This is a genomic window from Candidatus Kaiserbacteria bacterium, from assembly GCA_017134395.1.
GTDB lineage: Bacteria > Patescibacteriota > Minisyncoccia > Phycocordibacterales > UBA2100 > UBA2100.
Genome location: CP070993.1, coordinates 138,619 through 163,371, shown reverse-complemented (window position 1 = coordinate 163,371; position 24,753 = coordinate 138,619). Strand labels below are relative to the sequence as shown.

Sequence of the window (24,753 nt, the reverse complement as noted above, 5' to 3'; positions counted from 1 at the left end):
GTTATTTCAAGAGGATTTTATTAAGAAGTTCAAAGTTAGATAAGAGAACCAAATCTTGCGTGAATATAAGAACTCCCAAAACGATAAGCAGTGCACCAAACACCATGTTTACATACGTAAGTGAGCTGGCGTAACGTTGTATAACTCTTCCGGCATCCGCTGCAAAGAACCCAATAACAAGAAACGGAACTCCCAAACCAAATGAGTAAGACATAAGAAGCCAAAACGCTACACCAGGGTTACTTGCTGCAAGTCCAAGAATCGCACCTAATGCAGCACTTACACAAGGCGTCCATCCGGCAGCAAACGCTGCACCAAATAACATTGAGGTAAGATACTTCGATTTAAATTTACCGACAACATTAATTGTGTGAGCTCTCTCGAGAAATGGGAGACGTATGAGCTTCATCAAGAAGAGTCCGAAGAAGATTATAATGACTCCACCAATACGCGACAGCCAAATTTGAGTATCGTATGCAGAGCGTTCAAGTACAGTGTTTAGTAAGACTCCGAGAAGAGCAAAAACGAGCGAGAACCCCAATACAAACAGTGCGCTGTGTAAGACGACTCGGCTTCGTTTTGGCTTTTCTTGGGCTGAAGTACCAGTAAGATACGCTAAAAAGCCTGGAATAATGGGCAAGACGCACGGAGATAGAAAAGACACTATTCCTGCGATAAATGCGACTACGAGGGTAACTTCAGAACCAAACATACTGTTATTTGTTTATGTGTTTCGCAAACTCAGTCAGATACCTGTCTTTACTCCAGGTTTCTGGTGACTTAAGTACGCGTTCACCGTTTTTAATAAATACCTTTGTGTGTTGATAGGCAACGCCAAATTCACGTGCCAGCTCTTCCATTTCTGGAGTTAAGTCCCCATCGTTGAAATGCACTCGGAAACCTACAACATCTTCTTCGGTCAGTGCATCAAATGCAGCTTTTGTGTCTACAAATTCTGCTTTACACAATGGACACCAATTTGCATAGAAGTACAAAACAACTACGCGATCACTTGCAATTGCCGTGTTATAGTCGCGCTGGTTATACTCAAGCAGTGGTGAGCTTGAGCCGGCAATAACCGCGCCCTTAAAAGACGCTTCGTCTTTCATTGCTGCGTCTGTGTTTCCTTCTTCCATCATAGCATCTTCGCTATGCTCACTTTCCATCATAGTGTCACCATCTTCCTTCATCATGGTGTCTCCTCCTTCACCCTCCATTGTTGTGTCACTCTCGTGACTAGTCATAGATTCATCACTTTCGCTCTCCATCATGGCGTCACCAGTTTTTACAGGTTCTTCATCCTGTGAAAATGCGTACCAACCACCTCCTAAAAGTAATAAGAGTACTACTATACTTGCGACTACTGTGGTAGTCATTCCTTTTTGATTATTCATACTTAATATTTTTTACGCCCGTAGGCATGACCAATAATTTTCCCTCCAACCATTACCACCAGCGCAAGCCCTAACCACGGGTTGGGCGTGTAATAGATGAAAGTTTCAACAATAATTCCTATCAGTAATATCAATCCCGTTGCGAGAAATGCGATACGTGAGGCAACAAAGCGTATAAGCTGTTCTCGTTCGTCTCCATGACGCTCGCGCCATACAAATACTGCAAATACCGCAAACGCTACTACAATAAGCACTAACACCATCATGGTCGCCATGTTTGGCATCCATGCTGTGTGAGCGTAGGTGAGAATCGCAACAAGCGCTGCCAAAAGTACCCCCACACTTATTTCTGCAATAAAATTATCCTTCATACGCAAATATATCTTCTACAGGTACATTAAAATAATGGGCTATACGTAATGCCAACAACACTGAGGGTGTGTAATTCCCTTTTTCTATCGAAATTATTGTTTGCCGTGATACACCAACGGCGTCCGCCAGCTGCTCCTGAGTTGCCTGAGATCGCGTTCGTACGTCGCGTAAGAATGTTGTAATCGGTTGTTCTGTCATACATGTAATCTACATAATACTCCTTCCCCTCTATATGTAAAGCTAACTTTACATTCACAAATGTGGACAAAGTATTCAGATAAAACAAAATCCCGCCGAAGCGGGATTTTGTGTATGCTACACAAATGAATGTGTAGTCTGGAATAGAACTGAACTATTCAGTTGCTTCTCCTTCTGTTGCAGGAGCTTCCGCTTCTGTTCCTTCTGTTGTTCCTTGGTTATCGTCCATGATTTTTTTATTAAACTGGTAAGCATCTCGTTGGATGCTTTACTATGGTGCTACAAATAAAACATTTTGCAACACCCATATCCAAAAAGTCACTTGCAATTTGTAAAAAGTACGTTCTATATATGGCTATAAATAAACCCTAGGCGAATAAATTCGCCTAGGGTTTATGAATCCGTTACTGGATTCTTTGGAGCATCATGTTGTTTGTTTGTGGGTCGTGAGATGTCCACGTTCCAATAACAAGAGCACAGGCGAGCCCTAGTGCAATCATGAGTAAAATCCTACCAACGTTATCCATTTTTGAATCCTCCAATCTGAGAGGAGTATGAACTTGTTAAACAAAGAAAGCAAAACTAAACGCCTCAATTACTGAGGCGTTTACAGATTTTGAGCCTTTGTTGAGCGGTAGAATACATTCATTCCTGTCTCACCTATTTGTTCTATTTTGCCTTCGTCTTCTAGTTGGTCCAAGTACCGTGTCGCTGTTGCATCAGATACGTTTAGTAGCTCTCGTACATCACTGTTAGTTATTTCATCATTATCTATATACAGTGTCAGTATTTTGTCTAAACGTTTTCGCTTACGATTACCAAAGGACACAGTAGGTACATCATTCCCTTTCCCAAAGTACACACCGAGTGCAACACCAACAGCTCCTGCAACAATCAAAAGTAAGATGTTCATGTATGTATATAGTAACACGGCCTAGAACTCGTACCCCATATCTTTTGCAAGCTCCTCGAAACTCATAGTACGTCGTCTCTCAACTGCCTCTTTTGCATATGCAATACTTTCTTCAAAACCGCAAAACAGATATCTAATTTCCTTCTTTTCGCGCTGTGGCAGTCTAACCAACTCCTTCTCTAAGAGTCGTTGTCGCCCTTTGGCGAATCTTGGTTGTGACTTCGACCACTCGAACATTCTATGTCTAAAATATTCTTTATGCGCATCATCGATCTTTTCAGGGCTTTGCAAGGCTTCATAGATATCAATGTTTTCTTCTTGGAAAATTCTATTGCCTTCATATACAAATTTTTCCGACTCCAGTCCCGCAGCTCCGAGATCGGCAAGTGCTAGAAGTCGTGTAACACGCGATGAGTGTTTTTCAAGTTTGGGTTGTCCCACGGTACCACGTGCAATATCAAATGCAGGTATCGTTGCCTGAATGGCCTCCTGTGCAACACGCTCATCTTCGCGAGAGAAAAAATCGTAGTTAACTTCTTGATTAATCTGGCGCATACATGCGACAAGCTCACCTGCACTCTCTTTCTCATTTTGTCCGGTAAAACGTTTCCTAACGATTTTCGTAAACTTCTGCCCATTGAAGTCTTCTTCAATCTCGAATGACTTCCATTTTTGAACACTGTCATGAAATGCTGCACATAGCCGTAGAAGAAGGTACTCTTTTAAATCGTGCTCACCTTCGTCAATACTGCGCCATATCTTATCGACTCGTGCAATAACACGCGCAGTGTGGTAGCTATTATGAAATGGTAGATAATCTCTACCATACGTATCCTCAAAGCGCGTGTACAATGTAATAAGTGCATCATTCACTTCCTTATTGACTGCACTTACTTCGCGTGAGCGGCCCGTTGGTACTTCCAACATAAGTCGATGTACTTTCTCTTCATTAATCATCTTCTTTATGTACGTGTTAGCTAGATTGTGAATAACTTTTTCTGCGACTTCTTTTGCGAGCTTTATTTCCATTGGCGAAGCCGCAGCCGAAAGCGCACCTGTTGAATAATTAACCACCAAAGTATCCTCTTTTTGAAAATCCTCACCACCGGGTGTCTGTGTACTATTTTTGTCATGAGGTGCAATTCGCTGATAGCTGGTCGAAAAGTCCGACTGTATCGTCCCGCCTTCTAAATAGCGGAAGTCCATTAGTAGGCGCATGGAAGCTGCACGATTTTTGTGTGCCTCTGTTGCATTTTCTGCACCGGTGACCGGCAACAATTCTTGTATAACATCATTACCAAGAGTCGATTCGTCTATCTTCGGTGCCTCTTTAAGCATATCTGCTAGTTCAGTATCGGAAAGAATGTAGATACCCTGTCCACGCGACGAACCACCCTCTTTATAGATCCAAAACCCGCTCTTAGATTTCGTGGAATCGCCCGGTTTCCACGAGTTTGGTCGGTTAGCGCGTGGTATATATTCTTCCTGGCGCCGTTTATTCAGTGTTATATCTTGGATAAATTCCGGATTTGAATATTCATGCGTATGCAATGGTGCATCATCGAGCTGTGCACGAAGATGGCCTGCTACCACCACTGAAAAAGACTGGTCCGGATTTCTTCTAATGAAATCGTTGTACTTTCGTACTGCTTCTCGCGTTTTTTCACTTGCTGAGCTTCGTACTGATGCCAAAATTTTGTGTGTTGCATCGAGAGCATCTGCAGGCAGCCGCCGCACTCCTTGTACTCCACTATTGCTCCCATTGAATTCGATACAATAACACTTCAGCTTTCCATCTTCGCGTGTAAACACGAAGTCAAATCCAAGTGTTCCACGAAAAAGTTCTGGGCTTTCGACTGACTCTGATTTCCACGGTCCCACTTCCATTCCTCAATGGTACTAATCGTACAAACCTTTGCAAATAAACACCCCGCATAGCTTTTGCTATGCGGGGTGTTTAATAACCAGAGAGGACTCGGTCACCTTTGCTAAATATTTTTTTCGCAGGCTCCAAAATACTAAGCGACGCGACCCCGCCGCTCAAATCTTCCTTCCGGTCAGATATATTTCGCTTTTTTCGAGTTCTCGCTGGAATCCAAGACAATGTAAAAACCCCACAAGCTAATCGCTTGGGGATTCTACATGTCTATGTGGACCAGAGAGGACTCGAACCCCCGGCCTCCTCAGTGCAAGTGAGGCGCTCTAGCCAACTGAGCTACTGGCCCGACTGGGCTATTCTAACAGCATATAGGATAATTTCAACGATTTATAGCGCATCTATAGCTTGTGCTATCTTGATATCTTTATCGGTTACAGTATTTCCATCATCATGTGTTGTTGTTTTTACTGTGACGCTCCCCCAATCTATAATAATTTGGGGATGGTGATTATGCTCTTCTGCAATTTCAGTAACCTTGTTGGCAAAGGCCACCCCTTCTTTATACGTACGAAACATAAAAGTACGCACTAAAGTGTTATCTTGTGCGTCTAGTTCCCATACTGAATCACTCATTAAGAATGAACGTAATGCGTCTTTATCGAGTGCTGCCATTATTTTTAAGTGAAAGTGTTAATAAATGATCAAGAAAATCTTGGAACTCAACTCCAACAGCATCAAGCGACTTTGGAAGCAACGACGAAGGCGTGAGTCCAGGTAGCGTGTTTACTTCCAAGAAGTATATGCCCGAAGGTGCGACAATAAAATCTGAGCGCGAATAGTGATTCAGTCCGAGCGTTTTGTGCACCTGCCGCGCTGCATTTTGCATAAGCTCCTTTTCAACTCCTGAAAAATTGGCAGGACATACTTCTTCGGTTAACCCATCATACTTGGCTTCGTAATCAAATACGCCTTTGTTGTTTGGTACTATAATCTCAACAGGCGGCAAACAATAGACTGATTCTTCTCGGAAGTTATCAATAACACCACACGTTCCCTCTCTTCCTTTTATAAATTGTTCGACAATAACTGCGTCTGTAACTGCAAAGACATCTTTCAGTGCGCCTACAAGTGACGAAACAGAGTCAGCTGTTGCAATACCTACTGATGAGCCTCCACGAAGTGGCTTCACGATGTAAAGTGGGCCAAATTGAGAAAATACTTTTTGGGCAGCTTCAGCAAGTGTTCCGGTTACCTCTTCTTTATGAAGAACAACGTGTCCCGGCATTTTAATTCCATCAATGTTTCCTACGTGTTTCCGTGTGCTCCCTTTATCCATTGCAATTGCTGAACCAAAAACGCCAGAGCCAGTAAAAGGAATGTTGTGAGCATCAAGAATCTTTTGTATTTCCCCGTCTTCACCATACTCGCCATGTAGTGCGATAAATGCAACATCAATATCGCGAAGTGCGCGTTCAGGACTAACAGGAAGTCCTCTTGAATGCCATTGGCCAGTTTTAGATATTAAAATATCCTTTGCATTGTATCGTTCTTCAGAGAGATGCTGGAGTACTGAGTTCCCACTTGCGAGAGATACTTCATACTCGCTTGAAGGTCCACCACGTAAAACTCCAACATTAATTCGTGACATGGCACTAGTGTACCATGAGCGACAGTGCAACTAGAAGCCCATCTGTGTGACTTCTCGTTCAAGCTTCACTCCAAATTTCTCCTCAACATTTCCCTGTATCTCTGAAGTGAGCTCTTGAACCATTGCTGCGGTCGCAGCTCCACGGTTAATAACATAATTAGAACTACGTTCTCCTGTGGCAGCTTTGTCTTTCACGACCCCTTTAAATCCGGCCTTTTCTATAAGCCAACCTGCAGGTACTCGTCCGTTTCGAGCTGGCGTACCCTTTTCTTTTTCAAATTCTCTCTGGAGTTCTTCTGAAACAATTGGGTTCATAAAAAAAGATCCAGCTGAACGAATATTTTGTATTTGCCGCTCATTGCGTGTAGCAAGAATTTCTTCCGCCTTTTTGATGCATTCTGTAGACTCTGCCGCCGCAAGAGAAAACGTTGCTGACAGTATAATCCAATTACTGTTACGCTTAAAAAATGAATCTCTATAATCAAACGCACATTCTTCATTGGTAAAAGTTCGTATTTCTTTGCTTTCGATATCAATAGCAGTAACGTGTGAAAGTATGTCTACAACCTCAACTCCAAAAGCTCCTGCGTTTCCGCGAACCGCACCTCCAATAGTGCCAGGAATCCCATACATTGGTTCCATCCCAGTGAGCCCCGCACTGCACGCTGCGTGAATAACTTCCATTAGTGAAGCTCCGGCTTCTGCCTGCACTTCATTTTTTTCAGTGTCAACTGAGTGTTTTACAAGTGCCATCTTAATTACCAAACCATCAAAGCCGCTATCTGACGCAAGTATATTGCTACCGCCAGCAATAAAAGTAAATGCGAGGTTCTTTGTCTGTGCGTACTCCAATGCCTCTTGTAGCTCTTCTTTTGAGTGAACAACAACAAAGTATTTAGCAACACCGCCAATTTCAAAAGTAGTATGGTCTTTCAAAAGTATGTTTTCTTGTATTTCCATATCGAGATTCTAACACGAACTAGTTAATTCTAACGCCCACAAAAACTTAGGACATCCGATGTCCTAAGTTTTTGTGGGTCGGAGCGTCTATCTGCGTGAATTTTATATGAGTGCCTTTTTTCGTTTTGCACGGTGGAACGAAATTGCAAAACGATGAGATTCATTATTCGCGAGTAAAATATCTTTCTCCCACTTTTCAATAACAACAGCGTTCCCTACAACCTTGTCGGCTTTGTGTTTCGCGTTCTTAACAACATTAACAATTGGTATTTTGTAGCCAAATTCAGCCTGTACTCTTAGTGCGGCGTTTTTTTGTGCAACTCCACCATCGACAACAATAAGTGTTGGCAATTCCCACTCTACATGCATAAATCTTCGTTGAAGTATTTCTTCGAGTGCAGCTATGTCTCCCATTTTCTCTGTCTTTATATTGAATTTGCGGTACTGCGATTTCTTAGCCACTCCTTCCTGTACTACAACCATTACGCCTACTCGAGCAGTCTCGCTAATGTGAGCAACGTCGTACGCCTCTATTCTTTCAGAGCCATCGCCTGAAGATACTTTATAGTCACTTCCAAGTAATGCAGTCTCTTGGATATGCGTAAGAGCAAATATTTTATGTTTTAAGCCTCCCGCTTCTTCAAAGCGTTCTTCTTTGGCAGCTTTTTTCATATCTCGAGTGAGATTTTTGAGAAGTTGTGTTTTCTTGCCTTCAAACAACAATTTAATGTTTGCAATGAGTTTAGAGTACTCGCTTTTACTGATGTCTCCAGAACACACACCAGGGCATAATCCTATTTGTTTATTAAAACACGGTTTTGAATTGGTATCTTCTGCAGGTAAACATTTGTCTCTAAACGGGAATATTTTACGGACTATTTTAAGACCTTCTTTCAACGCACCGCCATGAGGAAAAGGCCCAAACAGATGTTTAATATCCTTATCTTTCCATGTTGTAAATAAGTCCCTACCGCGAACAACAAGTACGCGTGGAAACTTTTCTTTTGTGATAACAAGGTAGTTAAAACTCTTATTGTCTTTGTCGCGTGTATTGTAATCAGGCTGATGCTTTTTAATGAGGTTTGCTTCCAGAATAAGAGCCTCTAGAACGGAATCTGTTTCCTCCCAGTCAACCGATTTGGCTTCTTCGAGCATTTTTACAATAAGAGGCCCTCGGCTACTTTGTATATCAGTATTAAAATAGCTACGAACTCTGCTTCGTAGCGACGTCGCTTTACCAACATACAAAATCTGACGTTTCGCATTACGAAATATATAGATTCCCGGCATGTCCGGAAGTTTTATTTTTTTGATATCTTTCTTTTGCATTGTACTAATATGCCTTTCAAATAATCTTTCAGCAAGCGCTTTTTGGCCATTGTATTACTCTACAATTTGCAGTATAGTTAGATTTTAGAATGTTCTCAACAGAAAGAGGTACTGATGGCAATGCCAATCAGAGAAGCTCTTCTTCAGGCAAGAGGAAGTTGTCGCCATAAGCCTTGCCTATACACAAACCGTTACTGCCCACACTATTGGTTTGAGGTTTTTTGCCGCTTTTATGGGTTTCGGCCAACCGGCGACAATGACAAGAAATGGGACGCCCTATTCCAAGTTGGCTTTCGAGCTTATGTAGATCTGGAAAAAGAAAGCGTACCAAAAAAGGCAGCTGAGTAACGCTGCCTTTTTCTATTTCAACACTTTCTTCAAATAAGTAGCAGTGTGTGACCCCTTTACCTTTGCAACTTCTTCAGGTGTTCCTTTCGCTACTAACTTCCCACCTTCATCTCCCCCTTCAGGTCCAAAATCTATGATGTAGTCAGCAGATTTGATAACATCCATATTGTGTTCAATAAGTACGACACTATTTCCACGTCGTACTAATTCTTGAAGAATTTCAATAAGTTTTGCTACATCATCGTAATGCAAACCGACAGTTGGCTCATCAAGCAAGTACATAGTCTTGGTCATTCCAGGGCGATATAGTTCTGAGGCAATCTTTACACGCTGCGCCTCACCCCCTGAAAGCGTTGTAGCGCTTTGCCCTAATGTAAGATATCCAAGACCTACTTCACCAAGTGTTTTCAAACGATCGTAGATGCCAGGAATATCTTGGAAAAAATCTATCGCATCTTCAATTGTCATATTGAGCACTTGATTGATGTTCTTCCCTTTGTATTCAACCTCGAGTGTCTCTTTCATAAAGCGTTTTCCTAAACAGACATCACAGGTTACGTGAACAGTTGGAAGGAAATGCATCTCAACGGCAACCATACCGTTTCCCTGACACGCCTCACAGCGCCCTCCCTTTACATTAAAACTAAAACGCCCTGGCTTCCATCCGCGCGCACGTGCCTCTGTTGTTTCTGCAAAGAGATCGCGAATATGCGTAAACGCTCCAGTATAGGTAGCTGGATTAGAACGTGGTGTTCGCCCTATCGGCGATTGATCAATAAGAATAGAGCGTGTGAGATATTCCGTACCCGAAAAACGTGCGCAGTTATACACCTTTGCGCTTCTGTATCTTTTATCAAATCGCGCCTTAAGGTTTTCATGAAGAATTTCGTACATAAAGGTAGATTTGCCTGAGCCTGAGACACCGGTAATTGCTACGAATCGTCCAAGTGGCACATCGACACTTAGGTTCTGAATGCTAAATTTCTTTCCACCACGGATAAGCAGAACCCCTTTGTTTGTTTCTCTACGAGTTTCTGGTATTGCTATTTCTTTTTCTCCTCGTAAATATGCAAGCGTTGCAGATTTAGTTTTATTTGTTTTGGCTGAAAGTAAGTCTTTCATCCATCCTGAAGCAACCACTTCACCACCGTGAACACCGGCACCTGGGCCAATATCAATTAAATAATCAGCTGCAAAAATAGTGTCTTCGTCGTGCTCTACAACAATTATAGTGTTTCCAAGATCACGTAATTTTGTAAGTGTTTTGATGAGGCGGTCGTTATCTCGTTGATGAAGACCAATAGTTGGTTCGTCTAATACGTACATAGCACCAACCAAGCCACTACCGAGCTGGCTCGCAAGACGAATTCGTTGTGCCTCTCCACCTGAAAGCGTGTTTGCGCGTCTATCGAGCGCGAGATACGAAATACCCACGTTTATCATAAATTGCAATCGATCGGTAATCTCCTTTACAATGACACGAGAAATCTCTTCTTCTGTTTCTGTTAATTCTAGCTCTATAAAGAAGTCTTGTGCTTCATCAATGGACAGAGCGGCAAGCTCAACAATATTCTTTCTATTCTTACCGTTCCCAAGAAATACATTAAGTGCTTCTTTTCGTAGTCGCGCTCCATTACACACTTCACACGGGTCGTTCATGAAGTAATGCTTTGTGCCAAGCCCCTTGCATTCTTCACACGCTCCGTAGGGTGAATTAAAACTAAACAAACGTGGCTCTACCTCAGGGAAAGAGAAACCATCGTACGGACACATAAACTTTGCAGAAATAATGTGTTCTTCGCCCATTGGATCAATCACGCGCATAAGGCCATCTGCTTCAGTGAGTGCTCGCTCTATTGCCTCAGAGATTCGTTCCTCTGTTCCTTTTTTGTCGTCTTTAAATTCAGTTACATATACCTCGTCAATAAGAATATCGATATTGTGTTTCTTTGTTTTGGTAAGTACCACCTTTTCTCGCAGACTCACTTCTTTACCGTCTACACGAGCTCGCTCGTATCCTTTGCCGAGCATATCGTAAAGCAACTGGTAGTATTCTCCCTTTCGCCCAACAACAACAGGAGCATAAAGCTGTATCTTTGCTGAATTAACGTCCACTCCAAGTATTTTCTTAGAACTTTTTGAAGTACTTGCTATGAGCTTCTTGATTGTCTGAAATATCTCTTCGCTACTTAGCTTATGGATTGGTCGGTCACATTTCAAACAATGCGGTCGGCCAACACGTGCATACATAACACGCAGGTAGTCATAAATTTCAGTAATAGTTGCAACGGTTGATCGTGGGTTGTTTGATCGAGACTTTTGGTCAATCGAAATGGCTGGAGAAAGCCCTGAGATTTCATCGATATCTGGCTTTTGCATTTGTCGCAGAAATTGACGAGCATACGCACTGAGCGATTCAACGTAGCGTCGTTGCCCTTCTGCAAAAATAGTATCAAATGCCAATGATGATTTCCCTGAACCCGAGAGTCCAGAAATAACTACCAACTTATTTCGCGGCATTTCGACAGTGATATTTTTTAGGTTGTGCGTACGCGCACCTTTTACAACAATTTTATCTTCCATATATACGAATTCGTCCCTGCATGGGGGCAGGGGTTAGCACGGACACTATACCACAAAGCCGCTACGCAACAAAAAGAGGCCAACCCTTTCGGGTCGACCTCCAAATGTACAAAACGAGGATCTCACTTTTACAACATATCTCGAACGTATAGCTCAAGCAGAACTAACGCAAACAAACAAGTAGCTGCAAAAGCATACTTAATGTGTGATGAAGTAAACATGCCTTTCCTCCCTTTCCAAAAAGGAGCGTACCACGAAAAAAGAAAGTGTAAAACTACATTCCTTCTTCTAACGCCTTTACCTCGTCGCGCAACAGCGCTGCTGTTTCAAAATCGAGATTTTTTGCAGCTTCAAGCATTTGCTTTCGTTTTTGCGTTACAAGCTTCTTTCTTCCAGCTTTTGTTGTAACTGTTGCCGTATCCATTTCCACCATCTTGTTTACTGCTTTAGTATGACTCTTCGTAAACTGACTAGAAATATCGGTAATTGCTTTTTTAATACTCTGCGGAGTAATTCCATGTTTTTTGTTATGTGCTACCTGTCTTGCTCTACGCCGACTGGTTTCATTAAGCGCACGCTCCATTGAGCCTGTAACGTTATCAGCATAGAGAATAACTCGCCCATTCACGTTACGTGCTGCGCGACCAATTGTTTGGATAAGTGCAGTGTCACTGCGCAGGAATCCCTCTTTGTCGGCATCGAGTATTCCCACAAGCTCTACTTCTGGCAAATCGAGACCTTCGCGCAGGAGGTTCACTCCCACGAGTACGTCAAACTCTCCTCTTCGAAAATCAGTCAGGATGCCAATTCTTTCAACTGTCTTTATGTCGCTGTGTATATACTTGGCATTAATACCACTCTCTTCAAGATACTCTGCTAAATCTTCTGCCATCTTTTTTGTGAGCACTGTTACTAATGAACGTGCGCCATTTTTTGTAACTTTCTTCGCTTCTTCAATAAAATCTTTCACTTGCCCTGCATAAGACTCACTCGAAACAACAGGACGCACACTTACTTCTGGATCAACCAATCCAGTAGGTCGAATTATTTGTTCAATGACTGAACAGGCCGCAGGATGCGTCCCTACCTGTTCTTCATGAATTTGTGCGTGTTGTTTTTGTTTGTAATCAGTATGCAGTGAACACGAACCATCACTACTATGTTCAAGCTCATACTTACTTGGCGTGGCACTTACATAAATCGCCTCACCAATTCGTTCCTCAAACTCTTCAAAGTTCAGGGGTCGGTTATCGCGTGCGCTTGGCAGGCGAAACCCAAACTCTACCAACGTATCTTTACGTGCTCTATCTCCGGCCTGCATTCCAGCAATCTGCGGAAGAGTTACGTGTGATTCATCTATCACCGTTAAAAAGTCTGGTGTCCCATCGTCCTTCTTTGGAAAGTATGAAATGAGCGTATGTGGTGGCTCTCCAGATTTACGGCGATCAAAATGTTTTGAATAGTTCTCAATGCCGTTGCAGTAGCCTATTTCCTTTATCATTGCGATATCTTGGCGAGTTCGGCGGTTTAAGCGCTCAGCATCAAGCTCCTTTCCTGAACGCCTCAGTATACTGAGGCGTTCCTTTAGCTCAGCTTCGATATCTTTGAGGGCCTCCTCTTTTACCTCGTCTGGAGTGACAAAATGCTTCGCCGGAAATATATCAACCTGGGTCTCTTCATTTTGAATTGCTCGTGTTATAGGGTCGAGACGTTCTATCTTAGTAATAGTGGTTCCTTCAAAATGAAGACGAAATATAACCTCCTCATTCGCGGGCATTATCTCTATCGTATTTCCCAGTGCACGGAACGTTCCAGCCAATAAATCTCCTGCAACACGAGTGAAATACATTTCTACCAACTCACGCACCAAGGTTGCTCGTGTGTATGTGCCACCTACTTTCAAATCAAGAATAACGCGGGCGTACTCCTGTGGACTTCCTAAACCGTAAATAGCAGAAACAGATGCAACGACTATGACATCTTTTTTTGTAAGAAGCGCTTGAGTCGAAGCATGCCGTAAACGGTCTATCTCTTGGTTAATTTGCGCTTCTTTCTCGATAAAGGTATCTGTAATGGCGACATAGGCTTCGGGCTGATAGAAGTCATAGTACGAGACAAAATAGTGTACTTCATTATTAGGAAAGAATTCACGAAACTCTGCAGCAAGCTGTGCCGCAAGCGTTTTGTTGTGTGCAATAACGAGCGTTGCTTTGCCGGTGTTTTGGATGACGTTGGCAATAGTATAGGTTTTACCAGTACCAGTTGCACCAAGTAGTGTCTGGTGTCGCTTTCCACTCTCTACCCCTTTAGTGAGTGCAGAAATAGCCGCTGGTTGATCTCCAGCTGGCTCATACGGTTTTACTAAATTGAAAATATTTTCTTTCACCACACTACTGTACGGTACAAAATAAAAACCGACAACTTTTGTTGTCGGTTTTTACGTTGTAGAAGGTCCTTATTCAGCTCCTCTATCAACTTGTAACAAAACAATATCGAACATAAGCGTCGTATCAGCTGGGATAATGACGTTGCCGTCTTTATCAGCTAACTCATTTGGGCCATAGGCTAATGCAGGTGGAATAATCAAGTGTCGTGTACCACCTTCGCGCATACCAATCAAACCAATTTCCCAACCAGTGATAACTTCACCTTGTCCGAGTGTAACCCTGTACGGCTGTACACTACCAGTAGACGTATCAAAAACGTCACCATTTGAAAGTGTTCCAACATAATGAACATACACCGTATCACCAAACGCTGCCTCTCTACCATCACCGATAACGATGTCTTCCGCATCAAAATCTGAAATAGTACTTTCAACTTCCTCAAAGTACGCCTGGTGTTCAGAAGGTACATTGCTTACATCATTTGAAAAATCAGTAGCGTTTGTTTGTACATTTGAAGCAAAGAGTCCAGGAACAAATGCAACGACAGAAATGAGTGCTACTCCTACTGCAATTCCTTCCTTTTGTGTGAGTTTTTTCATAGTGTTCTAATTATATAGTAACCCAAAGCGTTCTGAAAAAATGTTATACCCAGATTATTATTGAGAAGCAGCAAGAAGGTTTTCAAAAAGTATGGCAACAGTAAGTGGTCCAACACCTCCGGGAGTTTTTGAAAAAACTAACGCGTTCTCTACACATTCATTTGCAATATCACCTGTAACACTACCTCCCGTGCTTGATGTTCCAGCATCAATGAGAACGACTCCTTTCTTGACCATATCTGGCTGGATAAGATTTGGGACACCTGCTCCCGACACAATAATATCTGCTTCACTAAGTATTTTCTTAAAGTCTGTGCTATCTGTTTTAGTATCAAGTACGATTACCTCACCACCACGTGTTTCGAGTACTTTCTGAACCGGTAAGCCAACAAGTTTCCCTTTTCCAATAACAGCCACTTTTTTATTAGCAACTGAAACATTGTATTCATCAAGAATTGCAAGCACCGCTCCTGCCACAGGAGGAATAAACGAACCCTTATTAGAGACAAACCTTTCAAAAGTTGCACTATTGAGTAGATCAATATCTTTATCTATTGGAATCGCTGCGAGCACTTCGTCAGTTGCAATATGCATAGGTAACGGAAGTTGCACAACGACACCATGAACCGATTTCGACACCTCTTCAATATATGAAATAAGCTCTTCTGTTGTGGCATCTTTAGCGAATATTTTTTTCGTGAATGTAACAGCAATATCTTTAGCGAAACGCTCTTTCGCTGAAACAAATGTATCAGTGACTGAATTATCACCAACTACAATAATGCTAAGCTCTACCGGCTCTGACAGATCAAGAACCTCATTTTTTAAACTCTCTTTAATTTTCTGAGCAATTGCGCGCCCGTCTACAATCATATTCATTGGGGTATCCTACTCTGAAATAAATAATCGCGCCAGCCGCAGGTCTTCATAGGTATATTTCCCCTTGAGAGCTTTGTGCACTGGGGAAAGTTTTGTACCACCACTTTTCTTAAATGCAGCGAGAATGTTTTTCAAAAAAGAGTCTGTTGGTTTTATATGAGCAAAAGAAGATTCTTGGTCAGTTTCTTTTAACTTTTCTAAGTGCGCTAAGATAGTTCCCTTTGTCATTCCACGCTCTGCTATTATATCGTCCAATGTTTTTCCTTCATCGAGTAAGTGGCGTGTTTTAACATGCGTTGGGATAACCGTAGCTTTTGCCGCCTCACTTTCTGTACGACCAACTTTATCTATGAATTGTTTTTGCATTTCCTCAATTCTCGTTTTTGAAAATTTAGTAAATACATTTTCCCATCTCTGTGATTCAGCCTGCAGCTGTTCGTCACGCATGCGCACATACGGATGTACTTCAAGGGCAGTTCTGTTCAGTCCATGCAAAGTGAGCCCTTCGAGAGTGCGTGCACGAGAAAGCGCGACGTACCCTTGTCCTGGAGCAAATGCACGTGAAAGGTCTACCTCAACTGCATCGAGGCTCATTCCTTGGCTTTTGTGCACAGTAATTGCCCACGCAAGGCGAAGTGGAACTTGTGCGACTGAGGCAAGCACTTTATTGTCATCTGTTGTTTCCCATGTCATTGGTGTGGCTACAATTTCTTCTCCCGAATGAGTTTTTATAACTGGATATTCTCCAGATAAATCTACAACCTCTCCTAGCGTTCCGTTTACATAGTCTTGGTCAGGATTATTCTTCACAAACATAACACGCGCACCAATTTTGAGTTCCAACTTTTCTGGTGCCAATACACTTTTCTTTAAAGATTCCACAAGATTTGCTCGGCCAGTAGATACCATGTCGTATACGACACTCTCACTCTTGAGCTTCGCAAGCTCTTCAAGGTTTCGTTTATCAACATTTTGATTATGAGTATGCAACACGACTGGTTCTTGTTCTGCGTACTCACTCGTATCAATATCTTCCCGAACCATTCTACTTTGAAGAGATTCTTGTGACTCAATAGAAATTTCCCCGTCACGAATATCATTCAAAATGTCTAACAACTGCCCACCTTCTTGTCGGTATTGGTCAGTCAGGTAGCAAATTCTAAAATCAGCCTCATGCCATGCTTTTGCTGAATCAGCAAAGGCGTCTTCGCTTCCATCGCGAACGATAGGTGGTAGCTGAAAGAAATCTCCCGAGAGAATTACCTGTAGACCACCAAAAGGTTCTGTGTTCCGTCGCAATGCCTTTGCCACCTCATCGACCATGTCCAGAAGTTCTGGCCGCAGCATAGATACCTCGTCTATTAAAAGTACACTTGCCCGTTCAAATCGCTTTACCAAAGGTTGCCTTTGAGTAAGTGCGTCAATATCCCACTCTGTGAGATAGTCTTTGATTCCAATGCCAGTCCATGAGTGTATGGTCATACCGCCTAAGTGTGTTGCGGCTATACCGGTAGATGCGGTAATACCGATACCTACATGATTCTTTCGCAAATACTCAATGTACTGATTTAGCACATGTGTCTTTCCCGAGCCAGCGGCACCAGTTAAATACACATTACGGCCGGTCTTCAAAATTCCAAGAGCTGTCTCTTGTTTCATACTAGAACGTTAAAACAGTCGGCGCAAAAAGCAACACTGACCCAAGGAGCACCATTAATATTCCCCCGAAGAGCATCGACGCTCGAGAATATTTCTCCGCTGATTGAATCTTTTGTATGCCCCACGCAGCAAACCCAAACACAATGAAATCGTCTATCATGTAAAACAGAATGTACAGTAGCGTATATCCTTGTGTTTGTAAGAAACTTAATTGATTAAGTTCAAGTATCTTTGTAAATGCTTGTGGAATTCCGACCGAGCAGGCAAATTCGATGATGTTCACCGAGAAAGCAATCGCAATAATACCGCCAATCGCAGCGATGGTAAGAGGCGCTTTTGCAATTGAATGAATCCTTTCTTGTATTTTGCTTTGTGTCTTTATGCTTGCAACATCACACACAAGCGCGTCGCGGCTTTTTTTATATTTGTGAAGGAAGTAGAGACCACCACCAATCGCGAGTAGTCCAATAAGCGGTGTAATAATTCTGTCGAGCCCTACAAAATCCCAAGCCGAATACCATACGTTTAGAATGAGGCCGTACATCACTGCTTCTGCAATTAAAAAGAGTCCTGCAATTTGTAACATTCGCTTCCTGTTTCCAATTTGCATAAGGATAAGCAAGAATGTAATAAGAACCCACATTGCGCAGGGATTAAAACCATCTATTGTCCCTAGCACAACAGCAAGTGTCGCAAGCGAAAACGTTTGTAAATCAACAACACCTACAAGAGGAAGTTTAAAGGAGAACTCGCTTACTACTTCATCAATAGCACACACATCCCCACTATCACATCCGGCTGTTGAAGTACCTTCAACTATCGTCTTCCCGGCAATAAAATCCTCAATTGGAAGCTCGCCAACTGCGTGTGCGCGCCCAATGGCAGCGATGATGCGTTCGCCTGTTGTCTCGGGTGCATCAAATCCCTGAATGAGCGTGTCGCCGACAATAGTTATAGGCGTAATACGTGGTACTTTTTTCAATGTTGTTATTTGTTGATACAAACTATTCGCTTCTTCATCGGTAACAACGTCGTGCCATACGATTGTGAAGTTTAAATCTCTTTGCGTAACTGAAAGTTCTTCCAAAAACTCTGCTTCTGCTTTGCAGTAGGTACAATCATCTCGCTTAAACACATGAACCGAAATTGGATTAGGTTCTTGTGTTGTTGTCACAACAGTACTTTGAGCATGAACAGCAAAAGGCAGTATCGCTGTCGAAACGACAGCGATAAGGAGAGTCTTGAGCAAAAAAGATTTCATAGCAATGACTCGCCGAATGTCTAACGTACTGAAACTGAGTTAATGACAACAGCTTCAATAGGACGATCTTGCCCTTGTGTTGGCGTACCTACAATCGCGTTCACGACATCCATTCCTTCAGTTACTATTCCAAATACTGTATGCTTATCGTCGAGAAAATCATTATTCGCGACATTAATGAAGAACTGGCTTCCGTTTGTATCTGGCCCAGCGTTTGCCATTGAGATTGTTCCAATTGCGTTATTGTTGTTTGCATGAATTTCGTCAGCAAAGGTGTATCCAGGACCTCCAGTTCCCCAGCGTGCTGCTTGTGCATCATCCTTAGTTAGCGGGTCGCCCCCTTGAATCATAAAGTTTGCGATAACTCGGTGGAATTTTGTTCCATCGTAAAATCCATCCTGTGCCAACTTTACAAAGTTTGCAACAGTATTTGGCGCATCTTTTGCGTTTAACTCAAGAGTCATACTTCCCATCGACGTTTCCATAACAACAGTTACTTCGTCTCCTAATGGTATTGTTTCTGCTGGTGCCTGTCCTGCTGATTGTACGTTTGTTTCCTGATTTGTTTGTACTGGCTCGTTTGTTTCTTCTGGTGACATAAAGTAAGTGAATGCTCCAAGAGCTAAAATGATAATGATTGCGACTATAAAATAAATGCTTTTCATACGTCTTTTATTTAATTAGAGGGACAGTATACCATAGCGTTTCCGAGGTCTCATATGTAGGTAGGAGAATAGAAAAACCGCCACGACGAGGTGTCGCGGCGGCTTCTTTTTTGACAGCTCTTATTAGAAGCTTACGGTGACTGCGCCGAAGAATACTGGTCTGTACCCGTCATCAAGACGAGGTGACCAGAAGTTCTTTGATCCAACAGTTAACGTAGTGTTTTCTGCGAGCGTGAAGTCAAGTGCAGCATTTGCTGCTTGAACCGAATACCCATCGCTGCTGCCGATCAAATTGACAGCACGAGTTGAGAGATCCAAACGCAATACAGCAACATCTTTCAAGACAGGGCGGGAGTAACGAACACCGAACTTCAGATGCGCATCTTCTTGTCCCGTTAGACTGCTGTGCACAGTCACGTCGCTGTAAGGTTGAATTTCTTCACCCAACATAACGATGTCGTGTTGCACACCCAACTGAAACTCGAAGATGTCATCCGGACCGTCGATCTCATAGAATGCGGCTTTGCCGAAGAAAAACCCGTCGTTATAAAGCAGACTGAAATCGGTCTCATCGTGCCCACCTTCATGCCATCCATCCGAACGCCACAACTCCAAGCTGAAGTCAGAACATGGGATGTTTAGCAGAACCGCTTCCTGAGTTGTAGTCCGATCATCGATCTCAGCTCCCAGCGAAATGGCATAGGAGCTGTAGATCCCAGCTGTCACAGAACCCGAAAGCTCTTCGCTGCAACTTGTTGATGCTTGCGCCGTCCCGAAAGACAGCACAACAGCAAAAAACGCACTCGACAAAATTGAGATTCCAAGCTTTCGCATGGCTTTCTCCCTTTGTTTTGAGGAACAAAATCCTGTATTACCACAGGATACCTGCCTAATATAATAACATGAATACAGGCTAAAGTCAATATTTGCACAGTATTTCTGGAAAATACCTATAATGCTTCCGTTGCCTCAAACCACACAGTTATTTCATACGCGTCATCGTGCTCTGGAAGTCCTGAAGGATTGTCTTTTTCTAATATAAGAGTACCTCGCTTCATGAAATCGGGATCCCCTTCTTTATAAGGACTCTCGAAATCCATAGAGGCAGTAAATGAAACAAGGTCTTCTGTCATCCATTCACTCTGTGCTTGCACGGGTATTTCTGCGATAATCAATCCATCCCAATTGGTTAAGACAGCTGGAAATGACGCTTCAAAAAACCAGTATCCACGAGCTTTACCGCGTATTTCTAAAGGTGAACTGATAGTTGCATTTGGCATTGGCGAATCGAGTGTTATAAGAGCATGCTTGGGATTTTCGGTATCTGTTTTTGCAGTTTGAACTCCGTATTTAAGATAGATAACAGAACCTACAGCAAAAAGTGTGCCAATAAGCATCAACAGTATTCCTATGTGAGTTTTTTTCATACTTAGTCTCGTGCAATTATTTCTGCAACCTTTTCAGCTGCATCTTTTTCGCCTAGTGGCAAATGCGGCTCACCTTCTAATAGATGTCCTTGTGCATTTTCACCTGCAACTGCCTTAAGCACATCCGTCACCAACTTTTTTTGGCCATTTACACTAACCCATTGATCATTTGTAGGAATCACCACATCAATAGTTACGTTTTTTGGCCAGTCTTGAAACTCTAGTGCAGTTCCGTTGTCTTTAAATGCTTCAGTATAGTTAATTAGATCAAGCCCCTCGCCACCTGCAATTGGTACGGCTCCCTTAAGTACTCGGTCTTCAAAATCTGCATCTTGCATTGGTCCGAGAATCTTTGCTAAATCTGCATCACTAGGTGTTATGTCCCGTTTTGAGAAAAGTTGTACAAGATATGAAGAAGATAGTTTTCCTATCTTGCGGAAAAAGTCACGCATCACCACGCCAATGAACGTTGGTTCAACTGCGAGCCACTGTTTTACTTCACCAGGAATGGCTGGAGCAATAAGTACAGCGTGTATTTTTGGCAGCGACTTCTCAGATGATGCCACAACTCGTGCCAATGCAGCCAAAGTAGCAAAACCGCCTGCACTGTGACCAACAATAGTGATCTCATTAGTAGTACCCTCTGAATTCTCTACTGCTTCTCTGAGTGCTTTTTCAGCAAGCTGCACACGACTTTCAAAGTTCTTGTGACGTTCTGCAAGCACATTGTCCTCATACTCAGTCATGTTCTCAGGATTTTCTTGATTAGCAAAATACTGTGCATCGCGCACTGACATGATTGGTGTGTTTTTCTTTGTACTCTCTCCGTCATCTAAACTATCTTTGCTAGCATCTCCATACTCAACTGCTCCAGAAATTTCTTGTTGCCGTTTTGCCTCTTCTTCAGGATGCGTACTGAGAAACGTAAATTTCTTACTTTTATCAGGAAACAGTCGCGCAACATCACTATACATATCGATATTCTCGCTTAAACCTGCAACAAGAATAATAGGATTCTCTTCAACAGGCGCCTCTGTATGTTCTGTCCGATTTTTAGGAGTCTCCATATATATAAACTTAGTATTAATTATTAGTATCGTTACCTACTTGGGTTTCTTTCTTAGGTATACCCCACTGCCATTTTGGCTTTTCTCCTTTTAAGTACGCAACGCGGATAAAAGTAATCGTAAGAAAAACAAAGGGGAGCAAAAAGGTGAACACAACTTCACGACCAGAGCTATTTTCGTCAAGTGTAAATGCAAAAAAGAGAACAGCAAGAATATACACAACAGTGGTTAGTATTCCTTGCCATGTTGCCGGTACCCAACCCCAGCCATACACTTTACGTTTAAACCAGTAGCCCTCTGGATTATCCTTTAGATAGTTTATATATTCTTTTGATAATTTCATACAAAAAGTATACCAAACTATCTCCCTCTTAAGTGCAGGGTCAAAAACAAACGCAACAGTCGACTGAGCGACCAATTTTTCTTAGTATGCAATATTTAGAAATAATAGAAGTACTCTTGTGGTGGTGTTCAGCAGAAGTATGGCTCTGTAAAGCTATTTTGTGAGCGAATTTTCAACTTCACTAAAATAACTCAAAAGTGCACGGACGCCAGCTAAATTTTCTTTCCATTCTATTGTTTCGTGAGTCTTTAGTTCTACAGTAATCGCTGGAACTCCAATAGAAGCCAACCAGCCTTCAGCATCGCCTGTTATGGGATACGCATCGAACGATTCAATCGCTTTATACCCTGCTGCATCTGAATATGCATTCATAATGGCAATCGTTGCAGGAAGCACACCTTCTTCACACTCCGAAGCATAGACTGCGTTAGATTGACTATGCCAAAAAACTACGGCATCTATCTTTCTATTTGTCACGAGATCACGAATAGCAGTAGCTTCGGGTTCAGAAAATGGTTCTGTACCTGCACCCACCGGTTTATTTCGCCACGTACTTTCTGGCTGCCACTTACAGTCAAAATTTCGGTTGAGATCAACACCCTGCGCATTAAAACGTCCAGTACCGTTAGTTGTATCGACGGAGATATCACTTGGTGTAAATCTTCCCTCCTTCCCAATAACATCAAAAAGCCCGTCAGGATTGAGCGCAGGTATTACACTAATCGTAATATCCTCTGGTACCGTATGAGCGTTAGCATTGAGATAGTCGATAAACGTATACGCGAGCAAAACACTATTCCACTCATAGCCTCCGTGAATACCACCAACAAATAAAAGATGTGTTTCGCCTTCTCCGTAGGTATATGCGTCAATAGCTCGTCCTTCAACTGAAGTCCCGATAGTAACTGGTACACCCAGCGTGTCTTTCACTTCTGGCTCGACAACAGTTTCCAATGAGTTTTGAAAAAGAAAGAAGCCAAGAACTCCTACAGCAAGAAGGAATAAAACGAAACCAACAAGTTTGTACCGCACAAATCGTATTAGTTAGCGTAATGGTTAAGAAGCGCTTCGATACCCTTTTGATTCTTTGTCCACTCGGTATTTTGATGGTCTGAAAGAAGAACGCTAATAGCAGGTATATTGTTCTTTGCGAGCCAATTCACCATATCTCCTGTTATTTCGTAGAAATCAAATTCTTCGTACGCTTGATAACCAGATGCATCAGCGTAAAGGTTTGTAAGTGTGTTTGTTTCAGCCGATACTCCGTTACGACAGCTTGAAGCAAATACGCCTCCTGCAGCACTGTACCAAACAACAACCGCTTCAGGTTGATTTACTCCTACGTAATCACGAATTGCCTGGGTCTCAGGTTCAGAGAATGTTTCTGTACCTCCACTAACGGTTGTACTTTGCCACTTGCTCGATGGTTGCCACTCACAGTCGAAGTTTCGGTTGAGGTCAACGTCGCGTGCGTTGAAGCGCCCAGGAATGGTTGCTTCAACAGAGGCTGGCACATCAGCTTCCGTAAATCGTCCAGCTGTACCAACAACCTTGGCGAGCCCGTCAGGGTTAAGTACAGGAATCACTGTTACTTTTACGTTCTCTGGAATAGTAGAAGGATTTGCCTCTAAGTAATCCATCATTTCGTACGCAACCAGTGCAGTGTTCCATGAGTATCCTCCATGAATTCCACCGACGAATAGAAGTTCTGTATCTCCAGTACCGTAGTGATACGCTGTAATCGCTCCCCCTTCCACAGAAGCACCAATGCGTGTCGTGCCTTCGTCTTCTACCATGTCTGTTACTCCTGTGTTTTCTTCAGTGTTTGTATCAGCTACCACAGTTGTGTCAGTAGTTTCTGTTACTCCAGTTGAAGACTTTTGACTAATAAAGTATCCAATACCTCCAAGAATAATAATTATGAGTGCGATAATGATTGATTTTTTCATGAAATACATTTTACCACAGTATTCTATGTGTCTCATTTGTCGCAATTATAGGCCTAGAGGATCTTCCCCAGCTCTTTCTTGCACTCTTTATAGTTTGGAATGGTACGAGCTACTAAATCCCAGAATTTCTTTGAATGATTGAGTTCTTGTAGGTGGCAGAGTTCATGCACAATGACGTAGTTTCGTAGCGCTTCTGAAATAAATAAAATTTTGTAATTAAAGTTTAAGTTCTTTTTATTCGAGCAACTCCCCCAACATTTCTTTTGGTCACGTATGGAAACAGAATTATATGAGAATTTATAGAGAGAGTTAAAGTGTTCAAGTCTTTCGTGTGCAAGAATACGCGCACTCTCTTTATTCTTCAGATAATCTTTTCGTGTGAGAGCTGCGAGTGATGTATTTTCAAATTTTTTAAAGTAACTGAGACGCTTCATTAGCCACTGTGCTTTTTCACGTATAAATGCTTCCGCTAAACTTTCCAGCGCAGTATGCGGCAGCGCAACAACAACAGCTCCATTAGCATGAACAGTTAAATTAACGTGCTTAGCTCGTGTACTTCTTCTTATTTGATAATTGATATCTTTACCATCAAGTGTAAGGGTTTTATTCATAACAATGCAATACGCAATATGTTGTACAAAAAATTACTATTGTTGCGACTAACAAAAATAACATACTAGGTTAGTTGGAATTGTATCAAAAGGTACGGAATTAACTCTAGAGTTAATTACTGCGCGAAAAAAGCCACGACACTATACGTGTCGCGGCTTCTTGAGCGTGCTACCGGACTAGGACTCGAACCTAGATTGCCTGGACCAAAACCAGGTGTCCTACCATTAGACGATCCGGTAGTATTCATCACACTATCTTTGTGCAATGTGCACTATCCTAGC

24 protein-coding genes and 2 tRNA genes are annotated in these 24,753 nt (G+C 42.4%); all 26 read right to left on the bottom strand.

All coding sequences use genetic code 11. The features are described 5' to 3' along the window. Nucleotide 1 precedes the first annotated feature (1 nt). The 26 genes from JXR01_00835 to JXR01_00710 all read right to left on the bottom strand — a co-directional run bounded on the left by JXR01_00835 (nt 2) and on the right by JXR01_00710 (nt 24,711). The gene (locus tag JXR01_00835) at nt 2–712 is read right to left on the bottom strand and encodes a sulfite exporter TauE/SafE family protein (protein QSH39542.1); all 711 of its coding nucleotides are present in this window, start codon (nt 710–712) and stop codon (nt 2–4) included. Nucleotides 713–716: 4 nt separating this feature from the next. Beyond that, nucleotides 717–1,394, bottom strand: a complete 678-nt coding sequence (locus tag JXR01_00830) for a thioredoxin family protein (GenBank protein QSH39541.1) — start codon at nt 1,392–1,394, stop codon at nt 717–719. A 2-nt stretch (nt 1,395–1,396) separates the two neighbouring features. Continuing rightward, nucleotides 1,397–1,765 carry a hypothetical protein gene (locus JXR01_00825; protein QSH39540.1) on the bottom strand — a complete coding sequence of 123 codons (369 nt, stop codon included), beginning with the start codon at nt 1,763–1,765 and terminating at the stop codon, nt 1,397–1,399. Continuing rightward, nucleotides 1,755–1,964: a helix-turn-helix transcriptional regulator gene (locus JXR01_00820; protein QSH39539.1), complete on the bottom strand. Its 210-nt coding sequence runs from the start codon at nt 1,962–1,964 to the stop codon at nt 1,755–1,757. Before JXR01_00820 ends, JXR01_00825 begins: the two co-directional genes overlap by 11 nt. 607 nt (nt 1,965–2,571) lie before the next feature. Continuing rightward, a complete protein-coding gene (locus tag JXR01_00815; protein ID QSH39538.1) occupies nt 2,572–2,877 on the bottom strand; it encodes a winged helix-turn-helix domain-containing protein in 306 nt (101 codons plus the stop codon). A gap of 21 nt (nt 2,878–2,898) precedes the next feature. Then, nucleotides 2,899–4,764: a hypothetical protein gene (locus JXR01_00810; GenBank protein QSH39537.1), complete on the bottom strand. Its 1,866-nt coding sequence runs from the start codon at nt 4,762–4,764 to the stop codon at nt 2,899–2,901. 264 nt (nt 4,765–5,028) lie between these two features. Beyond that, nucleotides 5,029–5,102, bottom strand: a tRNA-Ala gene (locus JXR01_00805). Between the two features lie 41 nt (nt 5,103–5,143). Further along, on the bottom strand, nt 5,144–5,428 hold the full coding sequence (locus JXR01_00800; protein ID QSH39536.1) for a 4a-hydroxytetrahydrobiopterin dehydratase: 285 nt from the start codon (nt 5,426–5,428) through the stop codon (nt 5,144–5,146). Beyond that, nucleotides 5,412–6,404, bottom strand: a complete 993-nt coding sequence (locus tag JXR01_00795) for a D-alanine--D-alanine ligase (GenBank protein QSH39535.1) — start codon at nt 6,402–6,404, stop codon at nt 5,412–5,414. Before JXR01_00795 ends, JXR01_00800 begins: the two co-directional genes overlap by 17 nt. A gap of 30 nt (nt 6,405–6,434) precedes the next feature. Then, complete coding sequence (gene murB, locus JXR01_00790; protein ID QSH39534.1) at nt 6,435–7,364, bottom strand: UDP-N-acetylmuramate dehydrogenase; 930 nt, start codon at nt 7,362–7,364, stop codon at nt 6,435–6,437. 102 nt (nt 7,365–7,466) lie between these two features. After that, a complete protein-coding gene (locus JXR01_00785) occupies nt 7,467–8,693 on the bottom strand; it encodes a GIY-YIG nuclease family protein (protein ID QSH39533.1) in 1,227 nt (408 codons plus the stop codon). 360 nt (nt 8,694–9,053) lie between these two features. After that, nucleotides 9,054–11,624 carry an excinuclease ABC subunit UvrA gene (gene uvrA, locus JXR01_00780; protein ID QSH39532.1) on the bottom strand — a complete coding sequence of 857 codons (2,571 nt, stop codon included), beginning with the start codon at nt 11,622–11,624 and terminating at the stop codon, nt 9,054–9,056. A 274-nt stretch (nt 11,625–11,898) separates the two neighbouring features. Next, nucleotides 11,899–14,013, bottom strand: coding sequence for an excinuclease ABC subunit UvrB (gene uvrB, locus JXR01_00775; GenBank protein ID QSH39531.1), 2,115 nt, complete (start codon nt 14,011–14,013; stop codon nt 11,899–11,901). Between the two features lie 66 nt (nt 14,014–14,079). Further along, the gene (locus JXR01_00770) at nt 14,080–14,610 is read right to left on the bottom strand and encodes an FKBP-type peptidyl-prolyl cis-trans isomerase (protein QSH39530.1); all 531 of its coding nucleotides are present in this window, start codon (nt 14,608–14,610) and stop codon (nt 14,080–14,082) included. Nucleotides 14,611–14,667: 57 nt separating this feature from the next. Further along, nucleotides 14,668–15,489 carry a bifunctional 5,10-methylenetetrahydrofolate dehydrogenase/5,10-methenyltetrahydrofolate cyclohydrolase gene (locus JXR01_00765; protein ID QSH39529.1) on the bottom strand — a complete coding sequence of 274 codons (822 nt, stop codon included), beginning with the start codon at nt 15,487–15,489 and terminating at the stop codon, nt 14,668–14,670. Between the two features lie 9 nt (nt 15,490–15,498). Then, nucleotides 15,499–17,148: an AAA family ATPase gene (locus JXR01_00760; GenBank protein QSH39528.1), complete on the bottom strand. Its 1,650-nt coding sequence runs from the start codon at nt 17,146–17,148 to the stop codon at nt 15,499–15,501. 1 nt (nt 17,149) lies between these two features. Continuing rightward, nucleotides 17,150–18,409: a glutaredoxin gene (locus tag JXR01_00755; GenBank protein ID QSH39527.1), complete on the bottom strand. Its 1,260-nt coding sequence runs from the start codon at nt 18,407–18,409 to the stop codon at nt 17,150–17,152. A 20-nt stretch (nt 18,410–18,429) separates the two neighbouring features. Continuing rightward, a complete protein-coding gene (locus tag JXR01_00750; GenBank protein ID QSH39719.1) occupies nt 18,430–19,008 on the bottom strand; it encodes a peptidylprolyl isomerase in 579 nt (192 codons plus the stop codon). A 189-nt stretch (nt 19,009–19,197) separates the two neighbouring features. Beyond that, on the bottom strand, nt 19,198–19,908 hold the full coding sequence (locus JXR01_00745) for a hypothetical protein (GenBank protein ID QSH39526.1): 711 nt from the start codon (nt 19,906–19,908) through the stop codon (nt 19,198–19,200). Nucleotides 19,909–20,024: 116 nt separating this feature from the next. Further along, nucleotides 20,025–20,501, bottom strand: coding sequence for a hypothetical protein (locus JXR01_00740; protein ID QSH39525.1), 477 nt, complete (start codon nt 20,499–20,501; stop codon nt 20,025–20,027). 2 nt (nt 20,502–20,503) lie between these two features. After that, nucleotides 20,504–21,568 carry an alpha/beta hydrolase gene (locus JXR01_00735; protein QSH39524.1) on the bottom strand — a complete coding sequence of 355 codons (1,065 nt, stop codon included), beginning with the start codon at nt 21,566–21,568 and terminating at the stop codon, nt 20,504–20,506. A 16-nt stretch (nt 21,569–21,584) separates the two neighbouring features. Continuing rightward, on the bottom strand, nt 21,585–21,911 hold the full coding sequence (locus JXR01_00730) for a hypothetical protein (protein QSH39523.1): 327 nt from the start codon (nt 21,909–21,911) through the stop codon (nt 21,585–21,587). A gap of 153 nt (nt 21,912–22,064) precedes the next feature. Beyond that, the gene (locus tag JXR01_00725) at nt 22,065–22,943 is read right to left on the bottom strand and encodes a hypothetical protein (GenBank protein ID QSH39522.1); all 879 of its coding nucleotides are present in this window, start codon (nt 22,941–22,943) and stop codon (nt 22,065–22,067) included. 8 nt (nt 22,944–22,951) lie between these two features. Continuing rightward, nucleotides 22,952–23,860 (bottom strand): hypothetical protein, encoded by a 909-nt coding sequence (locus JXR01_00720; GenBank protein QSH39521.1) that lies wholly within the window; start codon nt 23,858–23,860, stop codon nt 22,952–22,954. A 53-nt stretch (nt 23,861–23,913) separates the two neighbouring features. Further along, nucleotides 23,914–24,471: a M48 family metallopeptidase gene (locus JXR01_00715; protein QSH39520.1), complete on the bottom strand. Its 558-nt coding sequence runs from the start codon at nt 24,469–24,471 to the stop codon at nt 23,914–23,916. Between the two features lie 169 nt (nt 24,472–24,640). Next, nucleotides 24,641–24,711, bottom strand: a tRNA-Gln gene (locus JXR01_00710). Nucleotides 24,712–24,753 lie beyond the last annotated feature (42 nt).

Coding starts and splice junctions, on each gene's coding strand:
- JXR01_00835 (QSH39542.1), bottom strand. CDS start 712: ATGTTTGGTTCTGAAGTTACCCTCGTAGTCGCATTTATCGCAGGAATA.
- JXR01_00830 (QSH39541.1), bottom strand. CDS start 1,394: ATGAATAATCAAAAAGGAATGACTACCACAGTAGTCGCAAGTATAGTA.
- JXR01_00800 (QSH39536.1), bottom strand. CDS start 5,428: ATGGCAGCACTCGATAAAGACGCATTACGTTCATTCTTAATGAGTGAT.
- JXR01_00720 (QSH39521.1), bottom strand. CDS start 23,860: ATGAAAAAATCAATCATTATCGCACTCATAATTATTATTCTTGGAGGT.
- JXR01_00770 (QSH39530.1), bottom strand. CDS start 14,610: ATGAAAAAACTCACACAAAAGGAAGGAATTGCAGTAGGAGTAGCACTC.
- JXR01_00730 (QSH39523.1), bottom strand. CDS start 21,911: ATGAAATTATCAAAAGAATATATAAACTATCTAAAGGATAATCCAGAG.
- JXR01_00815 (QSH39538.1), bottom strand. CDS start 2,877: ATGAACATCTTACTTTTGATTGTTGCAGGAGCTGTTGGTGTTGCACTC.
- JXR01_00745 (QSH39526.1), bottom strand. CDS start 19,908: ATGCGAAAGCTTGGAATCTCAATTTTGTCGAGTGCGTTTTTTGCTGTT.
- JXR01_00810 (QSH39537.1), bottom strand. CDS start 4,764: ATGGAAGTGGGACCGTGGAAATCAGAGTCAGTCGAAAGCCCAGAACTT.
- JXR01_00765 (QSH39529.1), bottom strand. CDS start 15,489: ATGAATATGATTGTAGACGGGCGCGCAATTGCTCAGAAAATTAAAGAG.
- murB (QSH39534.1), bottom strand. CDS start 7,364: ATGGAAATACAAGAAAACATACTTTTGAAAGACCATACTACTTTTGAA.
- JXR01_00820 (QSH39539.1), bottom strand. CDS start 1,964: ATGACAGAACAACCGATTACAACATTCTTACGCGACGTACGAACGCGA.
- JXR01_00760 (QSH39528.1), bottom strand. CDS start 17,148: ATGAAACAAGAGACAGCTCTTGGAATTTTGAAGACCGGCCGTAATGTG.
- JXR01_00750 (QSH39719.1), bottom strand. CDS start 19,008: ATGTCACCAGAAGAAACAAACGAGCCAGTACAAACAAATCAGGAAACA.
- JXR01_00825 (QSH39540.1), bottom strand. CDS start 1,765: ATGAAGGATAATTTTATTGCAGAAATAAGTGTGGGGGTACTTTTGGCA.
- JXR01_00795 (QSH39535.1), bottom strand. CDS start 6,404: ATGTCACGAATTAATGTTGGAGTTTTACGTGGTGGACCTTCAAGCGAG.
- JXR01_00715 (QSH39520.1), bottom strand. CDS start 24,471: ATGAATAAAACCCTTACACTTGATGGTAAAGATATCAATTATCAAATA.
- JXR01_00755 (QSH39527.1), bottom strand. CDS start 18,409: ATGAAATCTTTTTTGCTCAAGACTCTCCTTATCGCTGTCGTTTCGACA.
- uvrA (QSH39532.1), bottom strand. CDS start 11,624: ATGGAAGATAAAATTGTTGTAAAAGGTGCGCGTACGCACAACCTAAAA.
- JXR01_00735 (QSH39524.1), bottom strand. CDS start 21,568: ATGGAGACTCCTAAAAATCGGACAGAACATACAGAGGCGCCTGTTGAA.
- JXR01_00740 (QSH39525.1), bottom strand. CDS start 20,501: ATGAAAAAAACTCACATAGGAATACTGTTGATGCTTATTGGCACACTT.
- JXR01_00785 (QSH39533.1), bottom strand. CDS start 8,693: ATGCAAAAGAAAGATATCAAAAAAATAAAACTTCCGGACATGCCGGGA.